General features: G+C 56.5%; 18 protein-coding genes. 6 read left to right on the top strand and 12 right to left on the bottom strand.

Features of this window, described 5'->3' with window-relative positions:
• The 3 genes from EL361_RS01580 (at position 1) to EL361_RS01570 (ending at position 2,705) form a co-directional block, all read left to right on the top strand.
• On the top strand, positions 1-834 hold the full coding sequence (locus EL361_RS01580; protein WP_126375904.1) for an ABC transporter permease: 834 nt from the start codon (positions 1-3) through the stop codon (positions 832-834).
• Positions 835-863: 29 nt separating this feature from the next.
• The gene (locus EL361_RS01575; protein ID WP_126375902.1) at positions 864-1,712 is read left to right on the top strand and encodes a glycine betaine ABC transporter substrate-binding protein; all 849 of its coding nucleotides are present in this window, start codon (positions 864-866) and stop codon (positions 1,710-1,712) included.
• A 153-nt stretch (positions 1,713-1,865) separates the two neighbouring features.
• The gene (locus EL361_RS01570; RefSeq protein WP_126375901.1) at positions 1,866-2,705 is read left to right on the top strand and encodes a tetratricopeptide repeat protein; all 840 of its coding nucleotides are present in this window, start codon (positions 1,866-1,868) and stop codon (positions 2,703-2,705) included.
• A 93-nt stretch (positions 2,706-2,798) separates the two neighbouring features.
• Here EL361_RS01570 and EL361_RS01565 read toward each other — a convergent pair whose 3' ends face one another.
• The 8 genes from EL361_RS01565 to EL361_RS01530 form a co-directional block, all read right to left on the bottom strand.
• Positions 2,799-4,610, bottom strand: coding sequence for a DegV family protein (locus EL361_RS01565; RefSeq protein ID WP_126375899.1), 1,812 nt, complete (start codon positions 4,608-4,610; stop codon positions 2,799-2,801).
• A 157-nt stretch (positions 4,611-4,767) separates the two neighbouring features.
• Positions 4,768-6,177, bottom strand: a complete 1,410-nt coding sequence (locus tag EL361_RS01560; RefSeq protein ID WP_126375897.1) for a class II fumarate hydratase — start codon at positions 6,175-6,177, stop codon at positions 4,768-4,770.
• 83 nt (positions 6,178-6,260) lie between these two features.
• A complete protein-coding gene (locus EL361_RS01555; protein ID WP_126375895.1) occupies positions 6,261-8,483 on the bottom strand; it encodes a sensor domain-containing diguanylate cyclase in 2,223 nt (740 codons plus the stop codon).
• Between the two features lie 177 nt (positions 8,484-8,660).
• Positions 8,661-9,833: a DNA polymerase IV gene (locus EL361_RS01550; protein ID WP_126375893.1), complete on the bottom strand. Its 1,173-nt coding sequence runs from the start codon at positions 9,831-9,833 to the stop codon at positions 8,661-8,663.
• Between the two features lie 119 nt (positions 9,834-9,952).
• Positions 9,953-10,465, bottom strand: a complete 513-nt coding sequence (locus EL361_RS01545) for an OmpH/Skp family outer membrane protein (protein ID WP_126375891.1) — start codon at positions 10,463-10,465, stop codon at positions 9,953-9,955.
• Positions 10,466-10,589: 124 nt separating this feature from the next.
• On the bottom strand, positions 10,590-12,515 hold the full coding sequence (locus tag EL361_RS01540) for a TRAP transporter permease (RefSeq protein ID WP_126375889.1): 1,926 nt from the start codon (positions 12,513-12,515) through the stop codon (positions 10,590-10,592).
• Between the two features lie 102 nt (positions 12,516-12,617).
• The gene (locus EL361_RS01535; RefSeq protein ID WP_126375886.1) at positions 12,618-13,607 is read right to left on the bottom strand and encodes a TAXI family TRAP transporter solute-binding subunit; all 990 of its coding nucleotides are present in this window, start codon (positions 13,605-13,607) and stop codon (positions 12,618-12,620) included.
• Between the two features lie 265 nt (positions 13,608-13,872).
• Entirely contained in the window at positions 13,873-15,540 is a 1,668-nt protein-coding gene (locus tag EL361_RS01530; RefSeq protein ID WP_126375884.1) for a gamma-glutamyltransferase family protein, read from the bottom strand.
• A 153-nt stretch (positions 15,541-15,693) separates the two neighbouring features.
• On the opposite strand from EL361_RS01530, the gene EL361_RS01525 reads away from it, so the two are divergent.
• Positions 15,694-18,810 carry an EAL domain-containing protein gene (locus tag EL361_RS01525; protein WP_172961584.1) on the top strand — a complete coding sequence of 1,039 codons (3,117 nt, stop codon included), beginning with the start codon at positions 15,694-15,696 and terminating at the stop codon, positions 18,808-18,810.
• A gap of 163 nt (positions 18,811-18,973) precedes the next feature.
• Here EL361_RS01525 and EL361_RS01520 read toward each other — a convergent pair whose 3' ends face one another.
• The 4 genes from EL361_RS01520 to EL361_RS01505 form a co-directional block, all read right to left on the bottom strand.
• Entirely contained in the window at positions 18,974-19,303 is a 330-nt protein-coding gene (locus EL361_RS01520) for a TraR/DksA family transcriptional regulator (protein WP_126375880.1), read from the bottom strand.
• Positions 19,304-19,516: 213 nt separating this feature from the next.
• On the bottom strand, positions 19,517-22,138 hold the full coding sequence (gene glnD, locus EL361_RS01515) for a [protein-PII] uridylyltransferase (RefSeq protein WP_126375878.1): 2,622 nt from the start codon (positions 22,136-22,138) through the stop codon (positions 19,517-19,519).
• Between the two features lie 158 nt (positions 22,139-22,296).
• A complete protein-coding gene (locus EL361_RS01510; RefSeq protein ID WP_126375876.1) occupies positions 22,297-22,635 on the bottom strand; it encodes a P-II family nitrogen regulator in 339 nt (112 codons plus the stop codon).
• Between the two features lie 57 nt (positions 22,636-22,692).
• On the bottom strand, positions 22,693-23,901 hold the full coding sequence (locus tag EL361_RS01505) for an ammonium transporter (protein WP_126375875.1): 1,209 nt from the start codon (positions 23,899-23,901) through the stop codon (positions 22,693-22,695).
• A 377-nt stretch (positions 23,902-24,278) separates the two neighbouring features.
• On the opposite strand from EL361_RS01505, the gene gpt reads away from it, so the two are divergent.
• Positions 24,279-24,782 carry a xanthine phosphoribosyltransferase gene (gpt, locus tag EL361_RS01500; RefSeq protein WP_126375873.1) on the top strand — a complete coding sequence of 168 codons (504 nt, stop codon included), beginning with the start codon at positions 24,279-24,281 and terminating at the stop codon, positions 24,780-24,782.
• Positions 24,783-24,884: 102 nt separating this feature from the next.
• Complete coding sequence (locus EL361_RS01495) at positions 24,885-26,039, top strand: BMP family ABC transporter substrate-binding protein (RefSeq protein WP_126375871.1); 1,155 nt, start codon at positions 24,885-24,887, stop codon at positions 26,037-26,039.
• Positions 26,040-26,050: the final 11 nt, after the last annotated feature.

The following is a 26,050-nucleotide window of genomic DNA, read 5'->3' as shown; positions in this document are numbered from 1 at the left end:
ATGACCATCCCTAAATTCCCCCTCGGGCAGATCATAGAAACCAGTATCGACTTCTTGGTCGAGCATCTTTCCTTTGCCACCAAAGCCTTTTCCGTGGCCCTGGGCAGCATCCTGGATGTCGTGGAAGACGCCATGATGGCACTACCGCCGTGGTTGTTCATCCTCATCGCTGCCGCCCTGGCTTACAAACTCACCCGAGGCAGCAAAGGAATCACCTTGCTGACACTCTTGGGGTTGGGCCTGATCTGGAACCTGGGCCTGTGGAGCGCCACGGTGAGCACCATCGCCCTGGTCATTCTGTCCACGCTGGTGGCTATTTCAATCGGGATGCCGCTTGGCATTGCCGCAGCCATGAGCCGTACCGCCTATCGCCTGGTGATGCCAGTCCTGGACGTGATGCAGACCATGCCTGCGTTCGTCTACCTGATCCCAGCCATCCCCTTTTTCGGACTGGGCAAAGTGGCGGCGATCTTCTCCACTGTCATCTTCGCCATGCCTCCCGCCATCCGCCTGACCTGCCTTGGCATCAAGCAGGTTCCACCCGAACTGGTGGAGTGTGCCGAGGCCTTTGGCTCCAACCGATGGCAACGACTCTTCAAGCTGGAGCTGCCCCTGGCAACGCCCACCATCATGGCGGGCATCAACCAAACCGTCATGCTGGCTCTGTCCATGGTCGTCATCTCTGCGATGATCGGCGCCAAAGGACTGGGTGGCGAAGTCTGGAAGGCCATCCAGAGACTGCAAATGGGCAACGGCTTCGAGGCGGGCATCGGCATCGTCATCGTAGCCATCATTCTGGACCGAGTGCTCCAAAAGGTCGGAGCAAAAAGATAAATCAACCACAACCACGATTTGGAGGTTTCATGCTAAAACGATTGCTGGCCATTATGACCGCTGCACTGATCATCGCAGCCATTGCCGTCCCCGGCTTCGCCAAGGACGAGATCAAGATCGCTTATGTTGAATGGGATTGCGCCGCCGCCAGCACCAACCTGGTTCAGGCGGTCCTGCAGGAAAAAATGGGTTATGAAGTTGAAATCATCCCCGTTGCCGCTGCTGCCATGTGGCAGGCTGTAGGCACCGGCGACGTGGACGGCATGGTCACCGCATGGCTGCCCGTGACCCACGCCGACTACCTGGCCAAAGTCAAAGACAAGGTCGAGAACCTCGGCCCCATCGTTGGCGGAGCCAAGCTGGGCTGGGCTGTCCCCTCCTACGTCAAGGCCGAGTCCATTGCTGACCTGAACAAGTACGCCGACAAGTTTGACGGCAGGATCATCGGCATCGACCCCGGTGCGGGCCTGATGCGCCTCTCCGAGCAGGCCGTGAAAGACTACGATCTGAAGTTGGAACTCATGGAAGGCAGCGGCGCCACCATGACCGCCGCCCTGTCCAATGCCATCAAGAACAACGAATGGGTAGTTGTTACCGCCTGGTCCCCACACTGGATGTTCGGCAAGTGGGACCTCAAATATCTGGCCGACCCCAAGGGCACCCTGGGTGGCGAAGAGCACATCGATACCATCGTGCGCAAGGGCCTCTCCAAGGACAAGCCCGAAGTCTATGCCTTCCTGGACAAGTTCGAGTACAAGGACGCCGTGCAGATGCAGACGCTCATGGCCTGGAACCAGGAGCCCGGCGCTGACCGTTACGAGAACGCCAAGCGCTTCATCAAGGAATTCCCCGAGACCGTGGATTCCTGGCTGAAGTAGTCTAGCCGCCATTCGCCAATAAGAAAGGCCGCCGCTCTTACGAGCGGCGGCCTTTTGTTATTCAACGCAATCGTGTTCGGGGTTGATCAGATATCAAATACAATATAACGAATCTAAAGACTTCTTTACCAAGCAGAAGCAGGAGGGGGATTCATGCCGAGACCGATTTTTCTGGTCGCCTTGGTACTCACCGCTGTGGCGGTGCCTTTGGCAATACACTTTGAACTGATTCCAGAAAGGTGGCTCATGGCGGGCTCCACCTCAGCTGGCCACTCCTCCCCGACCGGGCCGTGCAGCGAAGCCATGAGCTTCCTCGAAGGCGATCCGTCGAAGGCACTCAGCCTGATCGAAGCATGCATCGAGCAAAACGGCGACAAGACTCCCATCGATATCCATTTCAAACGTGCCTTCAACTTCGAGGACAAAATCCCCACGGAAAAGGTTATCGCGGACTACACGAAGTGTATCGAATCCGGCCATAAACTCGCCAGTTCATACAACAACAGGGCCCTGGCCTATAAAAAATCAGAGCAATATGCCCTTGCGGAAAAGGACGCCTACAACAGCATCGAGCACTCACCTCAAATTGCAAGCCACTACTGGACGTTGGGAAGCATCCTCTATGGGAACGAGAAATTTCGCGACGCCCTGAAATATCTCAGCATCGCGCTTAAGCTCGACCCAGAAAACGGTTCGGTCCATCACTCCATGAGCGTAGCCTACAGGAGCCTGAACGAGTTCGGCAAAGCGAAGCAGGAGATCAACAAGGCCATCTCGATCATCCCCGACAGTTCAAAATACTATTACAGCCGAGGATGGCTCAACATGAAAATGAACATGCATGGAGCGGCCATTCTGGACTACAAGCGCGCGCTCCAGCTCGACCCGAAAAATGCCCAAGCCCATCGCGGACTGGCTGCTTGCTACTTCAAGTTGGGCAAAACGGAGTTATCCCAATTGCACACCAAGATCGCCGACTCCATGCCGAACTGATTGCTGCCAAGCAAACCAGGCCAACCCCGAAAAGAAAAACCCGCCCATGGCATGACCAAGGGCGGGTTACATATTGCAATTTCCTCGCGGGGATCAGTCGCCCAGCACAGCCACGGCGCAGGCCCCGAGGCCGGAGTAGCAGCCCAGCACAGGTGAAGCTTCCAGCACGAATTGCGGCTCGGCGCCGAACTCGTTCCAAATCAACTTCTGATAGCGGGCAGCGGTACCCTCGGCAGCCACGTGGGCAATGGCAAAACGCATGTTCTGCTTGCCCTTGGCGTATTCCCGAATCTGGCTCATCAGCTTGCGCTCGGCCAAGCGAGTTCCAAAGGCCTTGCCCACGACCTCGGCCTTGCCTTCACGATTGAAGGTCAGCACGGGCTTGATGCGCAGGGCCTTGGCAATCATGCCCTGCTTCTTGCTCATACGACCACCGCGCACGGCAAAGTCCAAAGTGTCCATGCTCACGAACACGCGCACCTTTTCGATGGCGTCGTTGGCGACCTCGGTCACCTCGGTGGCACTCATACCCAGCCCGGCAGCCAAGGATGCTTCACGCACAATCAACCCTAAAGCAACGGACACGGAGTTCCCATTGAGCACAGTGACGCGCTCGGCATCCACCTGTCGGCCCATATTGGCCGCAGCCTGATACGTGCCGCTGGATCCAGCCACCACATGAATGGAGACCACCTCTTCGTAATCGTCCAGCATCTCGGTATAGAGATTCTTGAAGTGGATCGGTGCAGGCTGGGAAGTCTTGGCCGAGGTAGACATCTTCAAACGGTCATTAAACTCGGCGGTAGTGATATCGACCTTGTCCAGATATTCCGTCCCATCCAGAGTCAGGGTCAACGGCGCAAATCGGATACCATGGTCGACCAGAAATTCCTCGGGCAGGTCACAGCAGGAATCGGTCACGATCCCCACGCGCTGCCGGGCCTTGGCCACCAGATCCTGATGCTGCTTGAGCATGTCATCCATCTTTCGACGGCTGACTTCACCATAGCGTTCGGCAACCTCAAATACGGTTTCCGGCTCGTTGGTATGCACATGAACGCGCACCACGGTCCCTGTACCGGCCACAATCAGGCTATCCCCCAGGGTGGTCAGCATGGTTCGCAGGCTATCGCGATCAATGCCTTTGCCACGCACCAGACACTCGGTGCAATAGCGGAAGGTCAATTCCTCGACGGCAACGCGCTCCTGCACCCTGCCGCTGGGGCCACCGCTCCCGGCCAGCATCTCCTTCTCGGTCTTACGATCCAGACGACCGCGCTCCACGAAGTCGACAATCCCGTCCAGCAGATACACAAAACCTTGTGCACCGGCATCGACCACCCCGGCAGCCTTCAGAGAAGCCAACTTCTCTGTGGTTTCCTTCAGGGATTGATGGGCGCGGCCCAGCGAATCGTGCAACAGTTCGGGAAAATCACGATACTGGTGGCAGTTCTTACCCAGATGATCGGCCCAGTCGGTGATAACCGTAAGGATGGTGCCTTCCTTGGGGGAAGACATCGCCTCAATGGCTCGCTCGGAAGCACGCGTCATGGCATCGGCAAACTGCTGCGGGGTGACTCGGACCATGTCCTTCACACCCTCGGCAAAACCACAGAAAAACTGCGCCAGGATGACCCCGGAGTTGCCTCGAGCGCCCAGCAAGGCGGCCTCGGCAATGATATTGCTCATGGCCTCGATGGACTCGTCCAAAGCCTCGGCCGAGCCGTCGACAATGGAGCGCATGGTTCCGGCCATATTACTGCCGGTATCTCCATCGGGCACTGGAAAGACGTTGATCTCGTCCAGATAGCGATAATTTTCAATCAGCCGCTCGGCAGCTGCAAACATGATCCGCTTGAAGCGAATACCGTCGATATATTGGATTCTACTGGCGTGTGGTGCCATAAAAGTCTCTACTCCGTTTCTCGGTTTGGCGCGAGAATGTCCCTGTTCCGCGTGCCGCTCTTACCCCATTTCAGAACATGAGGCAAACGTCGTCAACAAGCTGTAACACAGCCTGCAACGTGGGAAAACACATGATTCTCAGTGAATTTCGCGCGAACTATGCAGACGGCCCAATCATTGAAGAAGGATCTGTCAGACGGTCAAAGGTCTCGGCATCCAGAACCTTGAGTTCCAGACAGATCTCACGCAGGGTTGCGCCCCGCTCAAGCGCCAGTTTGGCGATTTCGGCTGCCCGGTCATAACCAATGGCCGGGGCCAGGGCCGTCACCAGCATCAAAGATTTATCCACCACATCACCAATACGTTTTTCATCGGCTTCGATACCGCTGACGCAATACATGGTGAAAGACGCCACGGCTCCGGCAAGAGTCTTCATTGAAGACAACAGGCAGTGCCCCATGAGCGGCTTGTAGACGTTCAGTTCAAAATTCCCCTGGGAACCAGCCATCCCCATGGCAGCATCCATACCCATCACCTGTACGCAGGCCATGGTCAGCGCCTCACATTGGGAGGGGTTGACCTTGCCTGGCATAATACTCGACCCCGGCTCATTGGCTGGCAGTCTGATTTCCCCGATGCCGCATCGTGGGCCGGAACCAAGCCAACGAATGTCATTTGCAATCTTCATAAGCGCCACGGCCGTTCGGCGCACAGCACCCGAGGCCGCAACCAGATCATCGTGGGCCGCCAACTGGGCAAATCGGTTTTCGGAAGTCACAAAGGGGTAGCCCGTCAATGCCCGCAGCTCGTTCACTGCAAGCTCTGCAAAATGTGGGTGGGCATTGAGCCCCGTTCCCACAGCGGTTCCGCCCAGCGGGATCGTCAGTAGACCATCCATCATGCCATGCAACCCCATCACGGAATCCACAACCTGAGCCGCATACCCCGAGAATTCCTGCCCCAAAGTCAGCGGAACGGCATCCTGCAGATGCGTCCTGCCGATCTTGACGATCCCTACATAGGATTCGGCTTTGTCCCCAAGGGCCGCCGCAAGATTTTCAAGAGCGGGAAGAAGCTTGCAGGTCAACACATCCACAGCAGCCATATGGATGGCCGAAGGAAAGGCGTCATTGGTGGACTGGCATCGGTTGACGTGATCATTGGGATGCACGGGAGTTTTCTGCCCCGGCTCCGCCCCTGCTAGAAGGGCCGCCCGGTTTGCCACAACCTCGTTGACGTTCATATTGGTTTGGGTACCACTCCCCGATTGCCAAATACGCAAAGGAAAATGCTCATCCAGTTGCCCGGCGGCAACCTCGGAGGCAGCACGCTCCACAAGCTCGGCAACATCGGACGGAATAAGGCCCAGCGAACTGTTTATCCTGGCTGCGGCGATTTTGATTCTGCCCAGGGCATGGACAATTTCAATGGGCATTTGTTCTTCGCCATAGGCAAAGTGTCCCAGAGCGCGCTCGGTCTGCGCACCCCACAGCTTGTCGGCAGGAACCCTCACGGGCCCCAGACTGTCTTCTTCCATACGATAATTGGGGGAATCATTCTCAGGCATGACGCTCCAGACAGGTTGGCGATGATCAAAACAGGCAACGGCTTCTGCCCTTCACCCGGCTGGCAGGATTTTAATTCTGCCAGTTAAGCTTCATACATCACAAACTGCCTGCTCTTGTCACCCTTACCGGAATACATGGCGGCATCTGCACGAAGCAGAATTGTTCCGGCATCGGCGCCATGGTCGGGATAAATACTGACTCCGATACTGACGCCAACCATGGCAACGCGATCACCAAAACGGAAGGGGCGAGACATGGAATGCTTGATCTTGCCTGCCACCACGGCAACCTCGGTAAAGTCCTTGATCTCTGGAATCACCGCAACGAACTCATCCCCACCAATACGCGCCAGAGTATCCGAACGGCGCATGCAGGTCCGCAGCCTGTCCCCTACTTCGGACAGCACGACATCGCCAAAGGCATGGCCATGGTTGTCGTTGACGGCCTTGAAATCGTTGAGGTCGAGATACAGCACGGCACACTTCTGCCCCGTCCGGTCGGAACGGGCCAGGGCCTGATCAAGCCGGTCACGGAACAGACGACGGTTGGGAAGTTCCGTCAGAGGATCAAGCAGGGCCAATCGACGATGCTCCCGCTCGGTCTTGCGTTGTTCCGTGATATCATTAAACGAAATAGCGAAAGACCCAGTCTTCCAGCTGAATCCTCGCACCATGAACCAGCGTTCACGCGGCCCATAAAACATCTCCGTACTACGGGTACGACCGGTTTTTGCCACCGTTCCGAAATAATCAACCCACTTCTGGAGTTCGTCATTGTATTCAGGATAAGTTTCCAGCGCGGTGCGTCCGATAAGAACCTCTCTGTTCTTTCCAAGCATGGTCTCAGCAGCGGGGTTCATGTCCAGAAACACATAATCCACAGGCTTGCCATCCTCATCCTCGATGATGCGGCAGTAAGCCACCCCTTCGAGCATGGACCCGAACAGAGAACGGTAACGACGCTCGGAGGCCTGCAGCAGCGTATCCTGCCGGGACCGAAGTCTGAGTGTTCCCAGAAAACCGAGCAGCAAAGAAGCAGCCAACAAAGTGGTTCTGATGGGTACCAGCCGCGACGCCGCAATACGCCTATACCAGTTCACGGCTTCGGTGTTCATGGCCAGAGCCGCCTGCACACCGCCATTCTGACTAAAGGTCACAGGCACGTGGGCCGTCACGGATATTGTCCCCCCACGACGAATGGGTCCTTCCACGAAGGGCGCACCGGTCTCCCAAAATTCCAAGATCGAGGGATCGGGCGACTTGTCCACGACCGCGCCGGGTGGCAAGGGCAACCTGGGGCCAGGCAGCATTGACGCCGCCCCGGAAATCATCATTCCATCCTGCACAAGATACAACATGGCCCAGGACACGGAGCCATCACTGTCCACAACTTGGCTCAAACGACGCCTGAGATTCAGATAAACGACCTTTCCGGCATCACTTGCGGTCCAGCCCAACCAGGAGACCATCTCGCGATCAAGGGCAGCGGAAACCATGCGGGAGTGCATCAGCAGGTCTCTGCGCTGAGCTTGATCCGCCTTCCGGCCTTCGGCCTCGGTCATGCCCCATCCAGCAAGGAGCAGCAACCCAAGCGCCACGGGTAGCCACAGAAGACCCAACAGGCCAGGCACAGAGAAATGGCCTTGCCTGGGGGTGCTCATCCTCCAGATACAGCCTGTCAGCGCCACCACCAGACAGGCTCGAACAATCAGCACGGCTCCCAGACTGGCAGCACCACCAAACAAGGCCAAGGCATCGATGGCAGCGCGCATGGTAAAGCCATAGGCCTCAATGGAGGCTAACCCTCCGGCACCCAGGCAGGCGACCGCTGCCCCCAACAACCAGTAGCGACTGTTTTCTGCTCGTAGGCCAGCATAAAGGAACGTCCATGCAGCAAGCATGGCGCTCAGGGCATTGAAGAAAACGCTGGTCCAACGGAAGGGATTGGAAGGATCAAGAGCCACGGCAAAACCATAGACTCCAAGCAAGGCAAAGTATCCCAGGGCGCCCCGACGGGGCTTGTGGTTCCGCTCGCGGTATCTGGCCCAGAACTCCACAAGACAGATGGCAGCACCCAGCACGACCAGCGTCCTGACGGTCATCAGAAAATCGCTTTCGGGAACGGCTACGCCCCAGAGCTCCAGACAACTGGCAATCCCGGAGAGCAATCCAAACCAGGCCAGCCATACCAAAGGAAACCTGCGACCCGTGGGACCGTCTGCAGTAAAGCATACCGTCGCCAGCCAGAAGAGTGACACGGCCGTCAAGAGCAATGCGTAGTCGATACAGCCTAAGGAACCATGCATCTCTCAAATCCGGTTTCGGCGTGGAATGACGCCCTCTCACCAGGATTCCCCCATACCCGGGTCATACTGGATTCGTGTAAAAAAGCAACTAGTTAGAAATCAATACTGCAATAGTAGGCAACACCTTGAAATCCAATGGGATAATCATTAATCACAAGCCTATTCACATCTGAAAAATCATTTTTTATCCTTCAATCCGAATACCTTACCACGCGAAAGAGCCTTTCCGCCGAATTTATCCCGAATGGCATCAATGGCACTATCCAACCGCCTCCGCTCCGGGTCATCGCCCGTGTCTCCACCAAGCAGGGACAACTGGCTTGCCACCTCACCAAAATTGGAAATGCCTACACCAATCAGCCGAACAGCACGCTCCAGACGCTCAGCAGCCAGTAGATCCATGCCCACCTCGTAGATGGTGTCCGTACTGTCGGTCGGAGTGGGCAGAGTCCGGCTTCGGGTGATCGACTTGAAGTCCGAGTACTTGAGCTTCAGAGTCACCGTTCGGCCACGCAGCCCATGACGGCGCAGGTCATGCCCCACTCGTTCGGCCTGCACCATCAACCAGCGAGACAGCTCCCGCTTGTCGGAGATATCATCACTCAGCGTGGTCTCCGCACTGGAACTCTTGGGGGCACCGTGGGCAACGATTCCGGAAGGGTCAATGCCTTGGGCTCGATCATAAAAGACCAATCCTCGTTCGCCCATACGCCGTTCCCAAAATGCCCGGGAACGCTTCAAGACATCCCCCACTGTGGTGACTCCCCACCGGGCAAGAGTGACTCTAGCCTTGGGGCCCACTCCGGGAATCCTGCCCACCGGCAGCGTTTCCAGAAACCCCTGAACCTCTTCCGGGCGAATAATGGTGATTCCATCGGGCTTATTCTGATCCGACGCGATCTTGGCTAAAAACTTTACAGGGGCAACACCCACCGAGCAGGTCAATCCAGTGGCCTCCTGAACCCCCGTCTTGAGTGCGCGAGCCACCTCCTCCACCGAACCATACAGGCGTTCCGTGCCGGAAACATCCACGTAGGCCTCATCCACCGAGGTCTGCTCCACAACCGGCGAAAAACCATGAATCACTTCCATGACCATGGAGGACAATTCCTTGTACCTGGCCATTCGTCCCCGCACCAGGACACCGTTCGGGCAAAGGCGTTTGGCCTGGGCCACTGGCATGGCCGAGTGCACTCCAAACTTACGGGCCTCATAGGATGCAGCGGAAACCACCCCCCTGTGTTCACCGCCAACCATAACCGGACGCCCTCTGAGTTCCGGGTTATCCAGCTGCTCAACGGACGCAAAGAAGGCGTCCATATCCACGTGCATGATCCATCGCTGTGCCATGGCCTCCAGATGACACCGATGAACCCCGTGGTCAACATCACTGGACAAGGCCATGAGACCCAAAAAAAGACCCGCATGGACAAGCCATGCGGGTCTAGATATTCATCGGAAAAAGTCAGCTATTCAGACTTCTTTTCCTCGGCAGCCGGGGCGGCCTCGGCCTTTTCAGGCAGAGCCAGATCAATATTGGCCCCGTTCATGGCGGCGATCATGGCCTCGGTGATGTCGTCAGCCTCATCAAAGGACAGAACATTTTCCTTGTTCATGATCACACCAACGTTATTCTTGGCGCGGTACTCATTCATGATCTTGACGAAAGTCTCGTTGAGCATACCCGCGATCCGATTCTGCTCTTCCTGCATCTCGGCCTGCAACGCAGCGTAGCGCTCCTGGAATTTCTTGGGGGCATCTTCGCTGGTATCAGTTTGCATGGAGGCCTGCATTTCGGTCAGCTCCACACGCATCTTGTCACTCAGACCACGAAGGTAATTGCCACCCTCAAGGCACACATCACAGGTCTGGAAGACCTGTCCCGGATCGAGCACGGCAACCTTGGCGGCTTCCTTCTGCTGGCAGGAGGCAAGCAGCAATACGGCCATAACGGCCACAAGCAGATTCTTCTTGAATGTCATGGGATATGCTCCAACATTGTTGAATGGTTGTCAGCTTTACTCAGCACCTGTCATGAGGGTGCATGAATACCTTTGGACTCGGCTCAAGGCAAGCCCCGATCCTTACCTGGCCCCATCACCCGAATCAGGCCGGATGGGCTTCCATCTTTTTCGCCGCAGCTCGCCCCACAACAGTGAAAGCCAACAGTAACACTACGCCCAAGCCATGGGTTGCCATTTCAGGCCACAACAGCAGCACGGCGCACCCGAAATAGGCCAACCTCCAGCCCCAGTTCAGGAGCCGATGGCAGAATCCCTCAAAAAAGACCGCAAAGCAGAACAATCCGGCCGTACCCGTCAGCGCAGCTTCGGCTACCTGCCACAAAGGCCCCTCGAACAAAATCGGGGTATAACAGAACAGGAGCGGAATCAGATACAGGCCCTTGGCCAACTTCCACGACTCAATCCCTGTCTCCAGCGGTCCCGACCCTGCGATACCTGCGGCGCTATACGCCGCCAGACACACCGGTGGGGTCACGTTGGCATCCTGCGAATACCAAAAGATCAACATATGAGCGGCCAGAAGGCTGACCCCGAGCATCTGCATGGCGGGCGCAGCAAGCACGGCCAGCACGATGTACGAAGCCGTCACCGGCAAGCCCATGCCCAGAATGAGCGAAGCCAGAGCCACCAGGACAATAGTCAGAATCAGGCTACCGCCGGAAATCTCGGTAATCAGCATGGAGAACTTGATACCCATGCCCACCATCAGCACCACCCCGATGACGATTCCCGAACACAGCAGAATCACACCCGTGGTCACCATATTCCGCCCACCGCTGGACAAGGCATCCAGAATATCTTTCCCCCCCATGCGGGTCCTGGGATTCAACCAGCTTGCGACGACAATAGCGGCAATCCCACCACAGGCTGCAAAAGTGGGGGTGAAGCCATACATCAGCAACCCGATGAGAGCGGCGATGGGGATGAAGAAATTCCAGCCTTCCTTGAGTACCTCCCTCAGGCGCGGGATATCAGCCTCGGCCATGGGCTTCAAGCCACGCTTGCGGGCGCGCAGGTGAATGAAAAATGCCACGGACAGAAAATACATCAGGGCAGGAATGAAGGCCACGCCCACGATCTTGAGATACGAAATCTGCGTCCACTGGCTCATGATGAACGCACCCGCGCCCATAATGGGCGGCATCAACTGCCCGCCAGTGGAGGCAGCGGCCTCGACCCCTCCCGCAAACCTGGGGGAAAATCCGATGCGCTTCATCATGGGGATGGTGATGGAACCTGTGCCCACGGTATTGGCGACAGCGCTGCCAGAAACAGAGCCCATAATACCGCTGGCGAACACGGCCATCTTGGCTGGCCCACCCACTGAATGCCCCATGAGCGAAAGGGCCAGACGAATGATGAACTCACCGGCCCCGGATTTGAGGAGAAACGCCGCAAAGAGCACGAAGAGAAAGACAAAGGTCGAGCTGATGGTGGCAATGGTGCCGAAGATGCCGTCAGGCGCAAAATACATGCGATACAGCATCCGTGGCACGGTCACACCCGGAAAATGCCAGAGCCCCTCGAGATACTGTCCCCCTCCAAGCCCGTAGCCCAGGAAAATCATGGCCAGCACGGGAATCAACAGGCCAGTGGTGCGACGGGTGATCTCCAGCATCAGCACGATGGCTACACCCGCAGCCACGAGGTCGATCAGCAAGGGGACCTCGTTGCGTGCATGCAGAGCGTCCTCGAACAGCACCAGATACAAGGCAACCCCGAAGGATAACAACCCCAGGGCCCAGTCCAGAGGCAATGTCGCCCGGGCATGCTTGCGCAGCATGGGGAACATGATGAACCCCATGAGCAGCACAAATCCATAATGCAGGGCATTGCGCTGGATTTCGGGCATCACACCCACGGTGTTCACCCAAATATGGAAAAGAGAGCAGATCACGCCGACCCAGTAGATGAACGACGAAGTGAAGCCCGACAATTCACGTTTCACGGCCAGGGTTTCACCACCCAGATCCTTCTTCACACCGTCAGCACGAATCTCAGTCGCCATGCAGTCTCCCTGTTTCCATGTCCAAAGCGCGGGCACTGTTCGGGGGATTAAAAGCGGCGGGAGTCATCCCCCGCCGCCGATGGTACCGATGGATCGCGGGCTCTACTTGATGGCGCCGACTTCGCGGTAATACTTCTCCGCGCCCGGATGCAACGGAGCAGGCAAACCGGTGGTCGCCCGATCAAGGCTCATGGCCTTGGTGGCTTTGTGAATGTTGTGCAGGAACGGCAGATTTTCATAGATGGTCTTGGTCAACTTGTAGACGACCTCGTCGGGCAGGTCAGCCCGGCAAGCCAGGAAGTTGGGCTGGGCAATCGTTCTGATATCTTTCTCCTGCCCAGGGTAGGTTCCAGCAGGAATGACCTTGCGGGTCCAGATCGGATAATTTTTTTCAATGGTGGACAACTGCTTGTCCGTGAAATCCAGCACTTTGACCTTATTGGCTCCCAACTGGGCATAGAGCATGGTGATGGCAGCAACAGGAGGACCGGCGGGGATGTTCGCGCCTACGATACGATTATCCATCATGGCCTGAGCCGACGGAGTGTAAGCTAGGTACTCCAGGTTGAGTTCCTTCTCGGGGTCCATGCCAAGGGCTGCAAACAATGTGCGCCCGGAGCCTTCGGTGCCGGAGCCGCGTTTGCCGATGGAAAACTTTTCATCAAGATTATGCAGATCAGAGACATCACCGGTTTTGACGTATTTGGAAAGCAACGCAAAATGCTCCACGTTCTCCCAAAGCATGGTCACGGCGCGGAAGTCCTTGTAGGCCTTGCCCTTGTATGGGCCAGCACCATTATAGGCGTTCAGGCCGAACAAGGCCTGCAGAATGGCGAGGTCGCATTCCTTGTTCTTGAGCATCTGCACATTTTCGCCGGAGCCAGCGGAATTAATGGCTGTGGCAGTAATCTTGTCCGATTTCGCCAGCTTGATGCTCGCCAGAGTGCCGATAGCAACGCCCACTGGGTAGTAGGTTCCACCCGTTGTGGCGGTGGCGATGATCAGATTCTTGTCACCAGCCTTGGCGTTCACAGTCCCGAACGTCACGCACAGTGTACATACCATCACCACAATTATCAGACGTTTGAGCATTGCCGCCTCCTGCTTGATATGAATGTCCAAAGAACAACCCGAGAAAGCTCTCGTTACAAACAAAAAAAGTGAAGAAATAAGCCCCGACTTTTGTAAAAAACACATCCCACTTCACCGGAGCCACGTCCTCATTCTTGTATGCGGCATAGCACGATCAGCAGTGAATCTCAAACAATCTTGGTAAATCAGAGGTACCCCAAGAATAAAGACAGACGACTCTCAGCACAGTCCGAACTCTCTATCCGATGCACGCATCAGCAACAGCCTAGAAGCCGAAGGCCAGCCCATCGCCACGGGCATCACTGCCTCCGCAGAGCCACCCCGTGGCAGGATCACGCAAGATCACCTGTCCCCGGCCGAACAGGGCACGATCCCAACCCCGCACATAAGCGGCCTTGTGCCCCATTGCCCGCAACTCCCCTCGCAGGGTCTCCGAAAGTCCCTCTTCCATTGCCACGGCGTCATATGGGCTACCTGCGGGCAGACAGAACCTCAACCGGTCCAGAGCCGCCTGCGGAGCCAGACCATCATCCAACAGGGCGCACAGAAGCTGGACGTGCCCCTGGGGTTGCATGAACCCACCCATCACCCCAAACGGCCCGTACAGGGAACCATCGGCCTCGCGCACGGCCAGGCCCGGAATAATCGTATGATAGGTGCGTTTGCCCGGTCCAAGGGCATTGGGATGATTCGGGTCCATGGAGAAATTATCTGCGCGGTTCTGCAAAGAGAACCCCAGCCCTTCAGGAGTGATGCCCGTACCAAAACTCCTGTAGACACTATTGACCATGGAAACGGCGTTGCCTTGGCTGTCCACCACGCAAAAATAGACCGTATCCGAGGAGGCCATGGGTACCCCGTGGGGAATATCAGTCATGGCCCGGTCAGGCCGCACAAGTCCGGCCCGCTGCGCTGCATAGGCAGGATCAAGCAAGGCCTCAATCCCGATATCCATGGTTTCCGAATCCGCAACAAACCGATGGGCATCGGCAAATGCCAGGCGAAGAGCCTCGATCTGCAGATGCAGGCGCTGGGCGGACATTGGCTCCGTTGTTGCCGAGGCATCCAGGGCGTCGAGAATATTCAAGGCCATGAGTGCGGTGACGCCTTGTCCGTTGGGGGCACACTCGAAAATGCGCATCCCGTTGTACACAGTACTCACCGGCTTCGGGAATACGGCCTCATGGGCATGCAAATCAGTCTCATCCAGCACGCCTCCTGCATCCTTCACTGTCTGAGCGAGCCGTGAAGCGATCTCCCCCCGGTAGAACAATTCAAAAGCATCGGCCGTGGTTCCTGCCTCCGCCAAAGTCGCCAGCAAACGCCCAAGGTCAGAATTGTTGACCAACTGACCAGCTCGGGGTGCCTTTCCACCGCGCAGCAAGGCCTGTCCACCGGGTGCTGAACCCAGTACTTCCTGTGCTCCGCTGGCCCATAAATCTGCCGACACAGGCCCGACAGGGAAACCGTCTGTGGCATGCCGAATGGCAGGCTCCAGCACGGCTCCCAACGGCAAGGTGCCGTGACGTTCAAGCAAGGAACACCAGGCGCTTATGGCTCCGGGTACGGTAACAGACAAAGCCGAGCGGGCAGGCAGTTCCTTGAGACCACGCTGCTTGAGCAGGTCGAACGTCAACCCTTGAGGAGACCGTCCCGAGCCGTTCAAACCATGCACTCTGCCCGTTTCGGCCTCAAAGAACAGGGCGAAGGCATCGCCCCCCGGCCCGGTACTGGCGGGCTCGGTCACGGCAAGAACAGCAGCCATAGCCACGGCTGCATCTGCGGCATTGCCGCCCCGGCGCAGCATAGACAAACCGGCCTCCACAGCCAGCGGCTGGCTCGCTGCTGCCATTCCACCCTTGGCATAGACCGGTGAACGCCTCGAATCGAATCTGAATTCCGGGGGGGCTGAGCAATGCGGTTCTGCGGGCATGGAACACTCCTTGATTATTAAGCTTGTTCATTCAGGTAGCCCAATGCGGGCAGCAATCGCAAGGGCTATCCCGTCCACGAATCAAGGTTTGCTCACTCAATCCGCCCACAACTTTTCCTTGCTTTACCCCTTCTCTTCAATAGAATGAGTAGGATGCGGAATGTATTATTTGCCCTGACCCTTTTTTTTGGTTTCATGTGCCCCATCACCCAGAGTCTCGCCGATGACGGGATGGACCAGATCACTCTGCAGCTCCAGTGGAAACATCAGTTTCAATTTGCCGGATATTATGCGGCAATGGAGCAGGGCTTCTATCGCCAAGCCGGACTGGAAGTCACTCTGCTCGAAGGGGGCCCGGGAACAGAAACCATCAACTCCATTATGGAAGGCTCGGCACAATACGCAGTCCATACCTCCGACGCCTTACGCCAATTTCTTGCGGGCGCGCCCATCGTGGCCCTTGCCGCCATCTACCAGCATTCGCCTTTCGCACTCATCGCCCGTGCGGATTCCGACATCATCACCTTGAGCGATCTCAAGGGAAGACGGCTCATGCTGGGGCCACCCTTGTCAGCAGACATCCTTTCCATGCTTCGTTCGGAAGGTTTGGACGACACCGACTACACAGTCGAAGTCCATAACTGGACAGCACGCAAACTGATCACGGGTGAGGTGGCAGCCATGGCAGCCTACCTCTCCAACGAACCTTTCATCCTCGGACACAAGGGCATCCCCACCGTAGCTTTCCGGCCTCTTACTTACGGGATTGATTTCTATGGAGACATCCTGATCACAACTCAGGAGGAATTCAAGAGCCACCCGGAACGGACAAAACGCTTTGTGGACGCCTCGCTCATGGGCTGGCGTTATGCCATGGATCACCCCGGCGAAATGGTCGACCTCATCATCAGCAAATACACTCCCGACAAAACCCGAGCCCAGCTATTCAATGAAGCCGAAGTGCTGCGTAGCCTGATTCAACCACGGCTCGTGGAATTGGGCACAATGAACGTGCAGCGCTGGAGAAACATCCTTGATACATATGTATCGCTGGATATGGCGCCCCCCGGGGCCCGCTTGGATGGGTTCCTGCCCCCTGAAAAGAAATACTCCTCCGAGGACCTCAAGAAAATAACCCTCTGGGGTACCATCGCTCTGGCAGTTCTGAGCCTAGGAGCCTTGGCACTGTTCTCCTTCAACAGCCAATTGCGGCGCAGGGCCAGTGAGCGCAAGCGCATCATGGACAGCATCCTTTCGGTCTCACCCTATGGATTGGCACTGTGCCGCCATCGGACATTCCTCTGGGTCAACGATGCCATGAGTCGCATGTTCGGCCGCCCGCATGACGATTTCCCGGATATGCCAACGAAAGAGCTCTACGACTCGGACGAAGACTACGCCCGGGTGGGACAGGCCGTGGACGAAGCCCGCGACAGTGGCAACGAAGTAGTCCTGGATGTCGACATGCGGCACAGCAATGGCAGCAAGGTTGTCGTCCAAATGTCCATCCGCTTCATTGACCCCGCCATTCCTGAAAAGGGCTACATCGTCTCTCTGGTGGATATTGCCGAGCGCAAACGCTCGGAAATCCATTTGCGCCAGGCAGCCAAGGTCTTTGAGCAAAGCCGCGAATCGGTCATCATTACCGATCCCAAGGGCATCATTCTGGACTGCAACCAGGCTTTCACAGACACCACAGGCTACACGCGGGAGGAAACGCTCGGGAACACTCCACGGGCCCTGAAAAGCGGTCGGCATGATTCAAAATTCTATGAGAGAATGTGGAAAAGTATTTCTTCAAACGGCGTTTGGAGCGGTGAGGTCTGGAACCGCAAAAAGGATGGCGAATTATTCCCTGCCTGGCTCCGCATCACTGCGGTCAAGGATGAGCATGGAGAAGTCATCAATTATGTGGGCACGATCTCCGATCTGACAGCGGAAAAACAGAGTGCGGAAAGCATCTACCGTCTAAATAACTACGATCTGCTCACCGGCTTGCCCAACCGCGCCCTGCTACTGAACCTGCTGAAGCAGGAACTCGGCCACGCCCGGCAAAGCAAATCAATTGTCGCCGTCCTTATCCTGGACCTGGATAATTTCAAAACGGTCAATGAATCCATGGGGATCACCAGTGGTGATGAACTGCTTCAGGAGGCCGCGCGCAGGCTCGGTGATTCAAAGAATGAAGCTTTCACCGCCGCCCGATTGGGGAGTGATGAATTTGCCCTGATTCTGACCGAAATCACAAGCACAGAGGACATCGCTCCGGTCATCCAGGCCACCCAGGAGATCCTCTCACGTCCCTTCGCACTAGCTGCAGGGGAGGCAGTACTGACCTGTTCCATAGGTGTCAGCGTCTACCCCGACGACGCGGAGAATAGCGAAGAACTCCTGAAGAATGCCGAAAACGCCCTGCACCACGCCACTCAACGAGGAACCGGCAGTTATGAGTTCTTTTCTTCAGACATGACGGAACGAGCTTCGGAACGAATGAAGGTGGGAACTGCGCTGCGACGCGCCGCGGCAGAGAACCAATTTGTGCTGTACTACCAGCCCAAAGTCGACCTCAAGACCCGCCGCACGGCCGGTGCCGAAGCCTTGATCCGCTGGAACCACCCCCAGTGGGGCCTTGTCGCACCGGGCCGATTCATCCCTCTGGTGGAAGAAACCGACCTCGTCCACACGGTGGGCGAGTGGGTCCTGCGCGAAGCCTGCCTCGCCACACGCAGAATACATGAAGCAGGGCATCCCGAACTGCGCATGGCCGTCAACGTCTCACCCAGGCAGTTTCTGGAAAAAGAGATGCCCGAGGTTGTGGCGGAAATACTGGAGCAAACCGGTCTGGCCCCTCAATTTCTGGAACTGGAAATCACGGAGGCCCTGCTGGTCAGCGATATGGACCGGGTCAGACAGTCATTCCTCAAGCTGAAGAAGCTGGGCGTGAGCCTGGCCATTGATGACTTCGGGACCGGCTACTCGTCGTTGTCCTACCTGACCAGCTTCCCGCTGGACACGCTGAAGATCGACCGGTCCTTCATCGCCACCATGGAGCATGACCCCGGGCACGCAGCCATTACCTCGACCATCATCGCCATGGCGGAATCTCTGCATTTGCATGTCGTTGCCGAAGGCGTGGAAACCCATGCCCACGAACAAATCCTTCAGAACCTGAACTGTGCTCTGGCGCAGGGGTTTCTCTATTCCCCAGCTCTGCCCGAAGACGAATTTCTGACACTGCTCAAGGCTCCCAAATGGCCCAGTGACACCTAGCCAGGAACTCACTTCGATCCCCCCTGCAACGCCACAAACCCACACCGGGAAACAACCCGCCTCAGATCACTGGCCTCATTCCATCCGCAACCAGACACCAGAGGCAGGAACGGACTCAACATCTGGTCACATCGAACAAATCCCCCCCACAAAAAAGCCGCGATTACGCGGCCTGTTCGGTCTGTTCCTGACAGATGATGCAAAAGAGCGCCTGGGGATTGGCCTTGAGGCGAGCCAAACCGATAGACTCCCCACACTCCTCGCAATACCCAAAATCGGGATCGCAGAGTCTGTCCAAGGCCTCACGAACTTCCACCAACTGGCGGCTCTCGCGTTCTCTCATCACGACATTGAAATGCATTTCGCTGACCAAAGAGGCGTATTCATTTTCGTCAGGGCAGTTTGAAGCATCAATGGACAGGTTTCTGGATTCAAGAAACCGAAGTCTTTCCCGCAGGGACTCACGTATTTCGAGTTTGTCATCCGCAGTCACAGCTGTCTCCTCCTGTAATGAGTTTGGGCTGTTCTACAGACGATTCATTACAGGAGTGTTATGATTATTCGACGGATGAAAGAAATCGACAGTCATGCCGCCCCGTTCATGAAAGCTGATCGGCAGCAACAAGCAAACGCCCCTTGGAATCCGACTCAATAGACGAACATCAAGGGGCGTTCACAGCACAATTTTTTGGACAGGAGGTTTTGCTCAAGAACGCTCCAGACAGGCCATCAACGAATGACGCACCTCCCGGATTCGCTCCGCATTGGAGACTTTCCCTCCCTCCTCGCGGACGTAGAACACGTCCGCAACCTGATCGCCGTAGGTCGCAATTTTCGCCAATTGAATCGACAACCCCAGATTCAGCATTGCCCGGGCCACATCATACAGCAGCCCCACCCGGTCAGGGGCGGCGATCTCAATAAGGGTGTAGAAGTCCGAGGCTTCATTATGCAAAACGATCTCAGGCTCGGCGCTGATTGGTTGACGGGCAAGAGGAGAACGACGCTTCTCCGTCAGCCGATAAGACAGCGACAATTGACCATTCATGGCATTGCGGACACTCGATGCCACACGGGATTCAAAGACCCCGCGCGGTAAATGTTCGGGTGGATCAGAGACCACGAACACATCAACCACGGTGTTATCCCGCCACAGGAAACACTCGGCGGACACAATATTGATGCCATGAAGGGCCAGCACTCCGGCAATGGTTGCGAAAAGACGTGGATCATCCTGCGCCGCCACGGCCACTTCCCAGGCGCCACTTTCAGGAATATCTCTGGTCTCGACCACGACAACGCCACTGCCACCTCTACCGCCCGGCCGGGTACGCTTGGCTTCTTCCACGGACTTCTTCAACCGGCGAACCATGTCCACGTGCCGCAGGATGTCCTCTGCCGGCATGGATAGTGTGTAGCGTGTAGGCAGCAGATCCAAAAATTTCTCGACGGCCTCTTCATTGACCGTGTCCACGGCAGCCTCACGCAAAGCCCCAAGAGTCCTTCGCGATTTACTCACAGCATCTGCCGTGGCGAGCCGTCCACGCCTCAGCATGCGCACGACCTTGCCGTGCAATTCCCAGAGCAGGCTTGCCGACCACTTAGTCCAGGCCCCGGGGCCGGTTCCACCGGCATCGGCCCAAGTCAACAGCATCAACATATTCAGATGACGTTCATCCCCGACTCGCCCGGCACACCCGGCAACCACGGACTCATCTCCCAGGTCACGTCGGGTAGCAGTTTCGAATGCCACAAGATGCTCTCGCACCAGGAATCCAATCTCCTGTGCAGCAGCCTCAGGCCAATCCCAGCGCTTCAGAACCGCTCGCGCGATGCCTTCACCCTTTTCCGAATGTCCACCACCCAGGCCTTTGCCCACGTCATGGAAAAACGCACCAAGCAGCAGCGTCGAAAGGTCGTCAAACGAATCACGCAGGTCCGCAAATTTTTTATCCGGTTGTCTGATGGGTCCTTCAAGGCGGCGCAGGGCTTCCACCGTATGCCAACCCACGGGATGAATATGGTAGGTATCGAACTGCACCACGTCCTGCACTCGACCAAACTCAGGGACAAATGCCCCCAGGAACCCGCTCTCCATCATCTGTTCCAACGTCTGAGCCGCCTTACCCGAAGTCAGGATGGACACGAAACGTCGGGCCGCTTCCGGAGAGCCTGAAAGGTGTTCACCCACAAGATGCAGGTGTCCCGTGACAAACCCCCGAGCTTCCAGTGACAAGGGCAGGCCCTCGCGAGCAGCGCAGACAAAGATCTCCATAAGAACCATGGGATCATCAGGATAGCCTCGAGGCAGTGCAAAAACCAATTTACCACCCACCGCCACAATACCAGGAGCCAGTTCCCTGGACTTGCCACTCCCTTTTGCTCCATGCGTAACCCTCGAAGTCATCGAGGAGTGCAAAACCTTGATCGCCGCCATCTCGCGATGCAGCCGTGCCATGAATCCCTCTACCGCGAGGGAACCATTTGCATCCTCAAAGCCCATCGCCTTGGCAATGGCTTCCTGATGAATCATATGCAGCCGATCATTTCGACGTCCCGACTCGGCATGCAACTGGTTCCGAACGGCAAGCAAAAACCGGGCATTATCTTCAAGCACATGGGCCTGGGCCTCGGTAAGCACCCCACACCGCAACAATTCCGGAATGCCCTTTGTGCCCGTGTCCATCTGCCCAAGCCAGAGAATCTGGTGATAATCCCTGAGTCCTCCGATGCCCCGCTTCAGATCAGGCTCCAACAGCGTACTGGCATCACCAAAACGGTTCAGACGCTCTTTATTCGCATCCACCAGCCACTTGCAGAAGGCCTTCTTTTTCTTTGCAGCCACCTTCTCGGTGAAAGCCTTTTGCAGGGCATCAAAGACCTCAGGGTTGCCATCCACAAACCTGGCATCAAGCAACGAGGCGAAGACCTGAAAATCCTTACGGGCCAGGGAGAGGTTCTCCTTGATGCTGCGAAACCCGTGCCCCAGATCACAGCCCATGTCCCACAACGGGAAAAACAATGACTGGGCAAGATCCAATGCCTGGGGAGGAATACGACGTTCGTAGACCAACAGAATGTCCACGTCCGAACGCAGGCAGAGCTCACGCCGCCCGTACCCACCGACGGCCACCACGGCAAAAGGACACTCTTCGGGAGGCGGGCCAATCTTGGGCCAGATTTCCCGAAGCCGGGACTGAAAATAAACATCCACCAGTGACGTCAATTCCGCACAGAAGATGTCGCCAGGCAACGTATCCGCTCTCGCGGCCAGTTCATCACGGCCTTTTGCCAGAACCTTTGCTGCCTTTGATGGCTTCCTCTCCATGACGCCTCCTCTTGCTGAATCATCGCATTGAACAAAACGGCCCCGCTCCTGCCAAAGTTGACGGGTGCGGGGCCGGTTGTAGCAATTTTGGGATATCAAGACCAGCAGCCAAAAGCCGTTCTTGTCCCCACAAGTTGCGAAAAAACAAAGGCAACCTGCTAAATGGCTTCATCCCCGGTTTCGCCGGTTCGGATTCGAACCACTTCATCCACGGGAGAGACGAAAATCTTGCCATCACCAATCTGGTTGGTGCGGGCCGCGTTGGTCACGGCCTCCACGATTTCGGCAACCATCTCGTCCGCAATCACGACCTCGATCTTTACCTTGGGCACGAAATCAACCTGGTATTCGGCACCTCGATAGACTTCCTTATGCCCACGCTGGCGGCCAAAACCGCGAACATCGGTCACAGTCATGCCCTGAATGCCCAGTTCCGTCAGTGCGGCCTTGACCTCGTCCAGCTTGAAAGGACGGGTAATGATTTCAACCTTTCTCATATCCTCAATCTCCTTGCTATTTATATGCGATAGCTCTGGTCAATGACAAGCCGCCACTTACAGCTGATAGCCTGTCTCACTGTGCTGGCTGACGTCCAAACCGCCAATTTCATCCTCAACACCAACACGCAGTCCCATCACGGCGTCAACGACCTTGAACAGGATATAAGACACCACAAAACAGTACCCCCAGGTACCTACGACAGACACGAACTGAATCCACAACTGTCCGGGGTTGCCGTACAGAAGGCCATTCACTCCGCCCACGGACTCCACCGCGAAGATGCCGGTAGCCAATGCGCCCCAGGTTCCACCCAGACCGTGAATACCTACCACGTCCAGCGCGTCGTCATACTTGAAGACCGACTTCAAAAATACGCCACCATAACAAATAACGCCGCCACCAAGACCAATAGCCAACGCACCCATAGGGGTAACGAATCCGGCGGCAGGGGTAATCGCCACAAGTCCAGCAACCGCGCCTGAGGCAGCGCCAAGGGTCGTTGCATTGCCATGGTGCCATTTTTCCACCAGCAGCCAGCTCACCACGGCTGCGGCAGCAGCGACATGAGTGGTCACAAAGGCGTTGGCAGCCGCACCATCGGCAGCCAAGGCGCTTCCGGCATTAAAGCCGAACCAGCCGAACCACAGGATACCTGCACCGGTCAGGGTCATGGGCAGGTTATGCGGAATGAACGGCTCGGTGCCGTACCCTTTACGCTTGCCAAGAACCAACACCGCTGCCAGGGCAGCTGCACCGGAACTCATGTGCACGACGGCACCACCCGCGAAATCAAGGGCACCCATTTCACCCATCCAGCCACCGCCCCAGACCCAATGACACATGGGGCTGTAGACAAAGATCAACCACAAAACAGAAAAGGCCACAAAGGGACCAAATTTGATTCGTTCGGCAAAGGCTCCGGTAATCAAGGCCGGGGTAATGACTGCGAACATACACTGAAAAATCATGAACAGCAGATGTGGCAGATTTTCGGTTGGACCGCCTGGCTCAGGGCCAACACCATTCAGGAACAGGTAGTCGAACCCGCCAATGAAACCACCGATATCAGTGCCAAATGACAATGAATATCCCACGAGGACCCAAACCAGAGAGGCGACCCCCAACAACACGAAGCTGTGCATCACGGTCCCCAAGACGTTCTTGGAACGGGCCATTCCAGCGTAGAACAAAGCCAGCCCGGGGGTCATGAACATGACCAGGGCGGCACAGATCAAAATAAATGCGGTATCGGCAGCATTCATGCGGCTCCTCCTGTCGCAGTCGCTAACAATTACAAATAAGTTAATTAGGCTGGGTGCTGTAGATACAAAATTGTAAACTTGTAAAAATACACTTTTCCAGCAAATGGAATCTAACCAACTGGCTTTGCTGATCAATCGAAAATCCCCACCGGATTTCGCCAATCAGATTGCACCATATAGAGCAAAACAAAGGCCAAACCCGACAATTTGACCTACATTTTTGTCCCACCTTCAATTTTGTCACCATAAGCCCACGTCCACCTTAGATTTTGCCACAGATGCTCACTCAAGCCTTCCCTTCCCGAGCAGAAGATGAAGCTTGCCTTGGCCGCGTTTTTTGTACAAAGTGCCCTTTTTCAAATACTGGGAGCTGATGCATGGGCACCAAATCCGAAAGATACGTAAAGACCTACCCCGTTTCCTGGGAACAACTGCACCGCGACTCCAAGGCTCTGGCCTGGAGACTGCTGGAACTGGGACCGTGGGAAGGCATTGTGGCTGTGACCAAGGGAGGACTTGTCCCTGCCTCGGTGGTGGCTCGCGAGTTGGACCTGCGCACCATCGACACGGCCTGCATCGCCAGCTACGATTGGAAGGATCAAGGCGAGGCCAGGATACTCAAGGAAGCCACCCTGGCCGGGGATGGCTCCGGCTGGCTGATCATCGACGATCTGGTGGACACCGGAGGCACAGCCAAGATCCTTCGGGCCATGTTGCCCAAGGCACACTTCGCCACGGTCTACGCCAAGCCCAAAGGCCGCCCGCTGGTGGACACGTTCATTACCGAAGTAAGCCAGGACACATGGATCCTGTTCCCTTGGGATGCTGAATCAAAGTTCGTAGCACCCATTGCCACCATGCGTGAAAACGGGGAAGCGTAAAACCCGTTTACCATAGCCTCACTGCCGGAGCTTTCCGACTTGCTCAATTCCTTATATATGGGATAACCCGGAGTGAAACATTTATGAACTCGGAGGATGACGATGCGTAAAACTTTGTTGCTGGCGATGATGATCGCGATCATGACCGTTCCCTTTCTGACCGGTTGCGGCAGCGAGGAAGAAAAACCCGCTCCCAAAGCAAAGCCTGCGGCTGAAGCACCAGCCGAGCAAGCCCCTGCTGTCCAGAAATCCGAGCCAGCCGGTGAAGGCGCTCAGATCGGTTTCATTTATGTGTCGCCCATCGGCGACGCTGGCTGGTCCTATGCCCATGACATGGGTCGCCAAACCGTGGAAGCAATGCCCGGAGTGACCACCTCTTTTGTCGAAGCTGTGCCTGAGGGTGCTGACGCAGAACGCGTCATCCTGAACATGGCCCGCAAAGGGTACACTGCCATTTTCGCCACCAGCTTCGGCTACATGGACCCCATGCTCAAAGTGGCCAAGCAGTTCCCCAACGTACAGTTCATGCACTGCTCCGGCTACAAGACAGCTCCCAACATGAGCGCCTACTTTGGCCGCATGTACGAAGCCCGCTATCTGGCTGGCATGGTCGCTGGTTCCATGTCCAAAACCGGCAAACTGGGTTACGCTGCGGCATTCCCGATCCCCGAAGTCATTCGCGGCATCAACGCTTACACCCTTGGCGCACAGGCCGTGAACCCCAAGGCCGAAGTCCGCGTTGTCTGGACCAAGACCTGGTATGACCCGGCCAAAGAGAAAGAAGCGGCCAAAAGCCTGCTTGATGTTGGCTGCGACGTAATCGCACAGCACCAGGATTCCCCCGGCCCTCAGGAAGCAGCCGAGGAGCGTGGTGTGTACTCCGTTGGTTACAACACCGACATGTCCAACTTCGCCCCCAAGGCCCACCTGACCGCCCCCATCTGGAACTGGTCTCCCTGGTATGCCAATGCCGTGACCAAGATGCTGGCTGGCGAATGGAAGCATGGCTCCTACTGGCCCGGCATGGCTGAAGGCATCGTGGACCTGTCCCCATTCGGCGCCATGGTGCCTCAGGATGTCCAGGACACGGTCAACGCCAAGAAGCAGGCCATCAAGGACGGCAAGTACAAGGTCTTCACTGGCCCTGTATTTGATCAGGCTGGCGCACCGAAGGTCGCTGCCGGCAAGGTCGCCGACGACGAGTCCCTGCTGGGCATGACCTGGTTCGTCCAGGGTGTCATCGGCACCACCGAATAACCGACGGAAAC

This window comes from Desulfovibrio ferrophilus, assembly GCF_003966735.1.
In the GTDB taxonomy this organism is placed as follows: domain Bacteria; phylum Desulfobacterota; class Desulfovibrionia; order Desulfovibrionales; family Desulfovibrionaceae; genus Desulfovibrio_Q; species Desulfovibrio_Q ferrophilus.
The sequence above is the reverse complement of the archived record's forward strand: the minus strand, read 5'-3'. Positions and strand labels throughout refer to the sequence as shown.

Excerpts from the sequence above, each read along its gene's own strand:
- EL361_RS01560 (WP_126375897.1), bottom strand. The coding sequence starts at position 6,177 with ATGCCTGAGAATGATTCCCCCAATTATCGTATGGAAGAAGACAGTCTG.
- EL361_RS01565 (WP_126375899.1), bottom strand. The coding sequence starts at position 4,610 with ATGGCACCACACGCCAGTAGAATCCAATATATCGACGGTATTCGCTTC.
- EL361_RS01530 (WP_126375884.1), bottom strand. The coding sequence starts at position 15,540 with ATGCCCGCAGAACCGCATTGCTCAGCCCCCCCGGAATTCAGATTCGAT.
- EL361_RS01525 (WP_172961584.1), top strand. The coding sequence starts at position 15,694 with ATGCGGAATGTATTATTTGCCCTGACCCTTTTTTTTGGTTTCATGTGC.
- EL361_RS01555 (WP_126375895.1), bottom strand. The coding sequence starts at position 8,483 with ATGCATGGTTCCTTAGGCTGTATCGACTACGCATTGCTCTTGACGGCC.
- EL361_RS01540 (WP_126375889.1), bottom strand. The coding sequence starts at position 12,515 with ATGGCGACTGAGATTCGTGCTGACGGTGTGAAGAAGGATCTGGGTGGT.
- EL361_RS01535 (WP_126375886.1), bottom strand. The coding sequence starts at position 13,607 with ATGCTCAAACGTCTGATAATTGTGGTGATGGTATGTACACTGTGCGTG.
- EL361_RS01550 (WP_126375893.1), bottom strand. The coding sequence starts at position 9,833 with ATGGCACAGCGATGGATCATGCACGTGGATATGGACGCCTTCTTTGCG.
- EL361_RS01505 (WP_126375875.1), bottom strand. The coding sequence starts at position 23,901 with ATGAATGCTGCCGATACCGCATTTATTTTGATCTGTGCCGCCCTGGTC.
- EL361_RS01510 (WP_126375876.1), bottom strand. The coding sequence starts at position 22,635 with ATGAGAAAGGTTGAAATCATTACCCGTCCTTTCAAGCTGGACGAGGTC.
- glnD (WP_126375878.1), bottom strand. The coding sequence starts at position 22,138 with ATGGAGAGGAAGCCATCAAAGGCAGCAAAGGTTCTGGCAAAAGGCCGT.
- EL361_RS01545 (WP_126375891.1), bottom strand. The coding sequence starts at position 10,465 with ATGACATTCAAGAAGAATCTGCTTGTGGCCGTTATGGCCGTATTGCTG.
- EL361_RS01580 (WP_126375904.1), top strand. The coding sequence starts at position 1 with ATGACCATCCCTAAATTCCCCCTCGGGCAGATCATAGAAACCAGTATC.
- EL361_RS01570 (WP_126375901.1), top strand. The coding sequence starts at position 1,866 with ATGCCGAGACCGATTTTTCTGGTCGCCTTGGTACTCACCGCTGTGGCG.
- gpt (WP_126375873.1), top strand. The coding sequence starts at position 24,279 with ATGGGCACCAAATCCGAAAGATACGTAAAGACCTACCCCGTTTCCTGG.
- EL361_RS01495 (WP_126375871.1), top strand. The coding sequence starts at position 24,885 with ATGCGTAAAACTTTGTTGCTGGCGATGATGATCGCGATCATGACCGTT.
- EL361_RS01575 (WP_126375902.1), top strand. The coding sequence starts at position 864 with ATGCTAAAACGATTGCTGGCCATTATGACCGCTGCACTGATCATCGCA.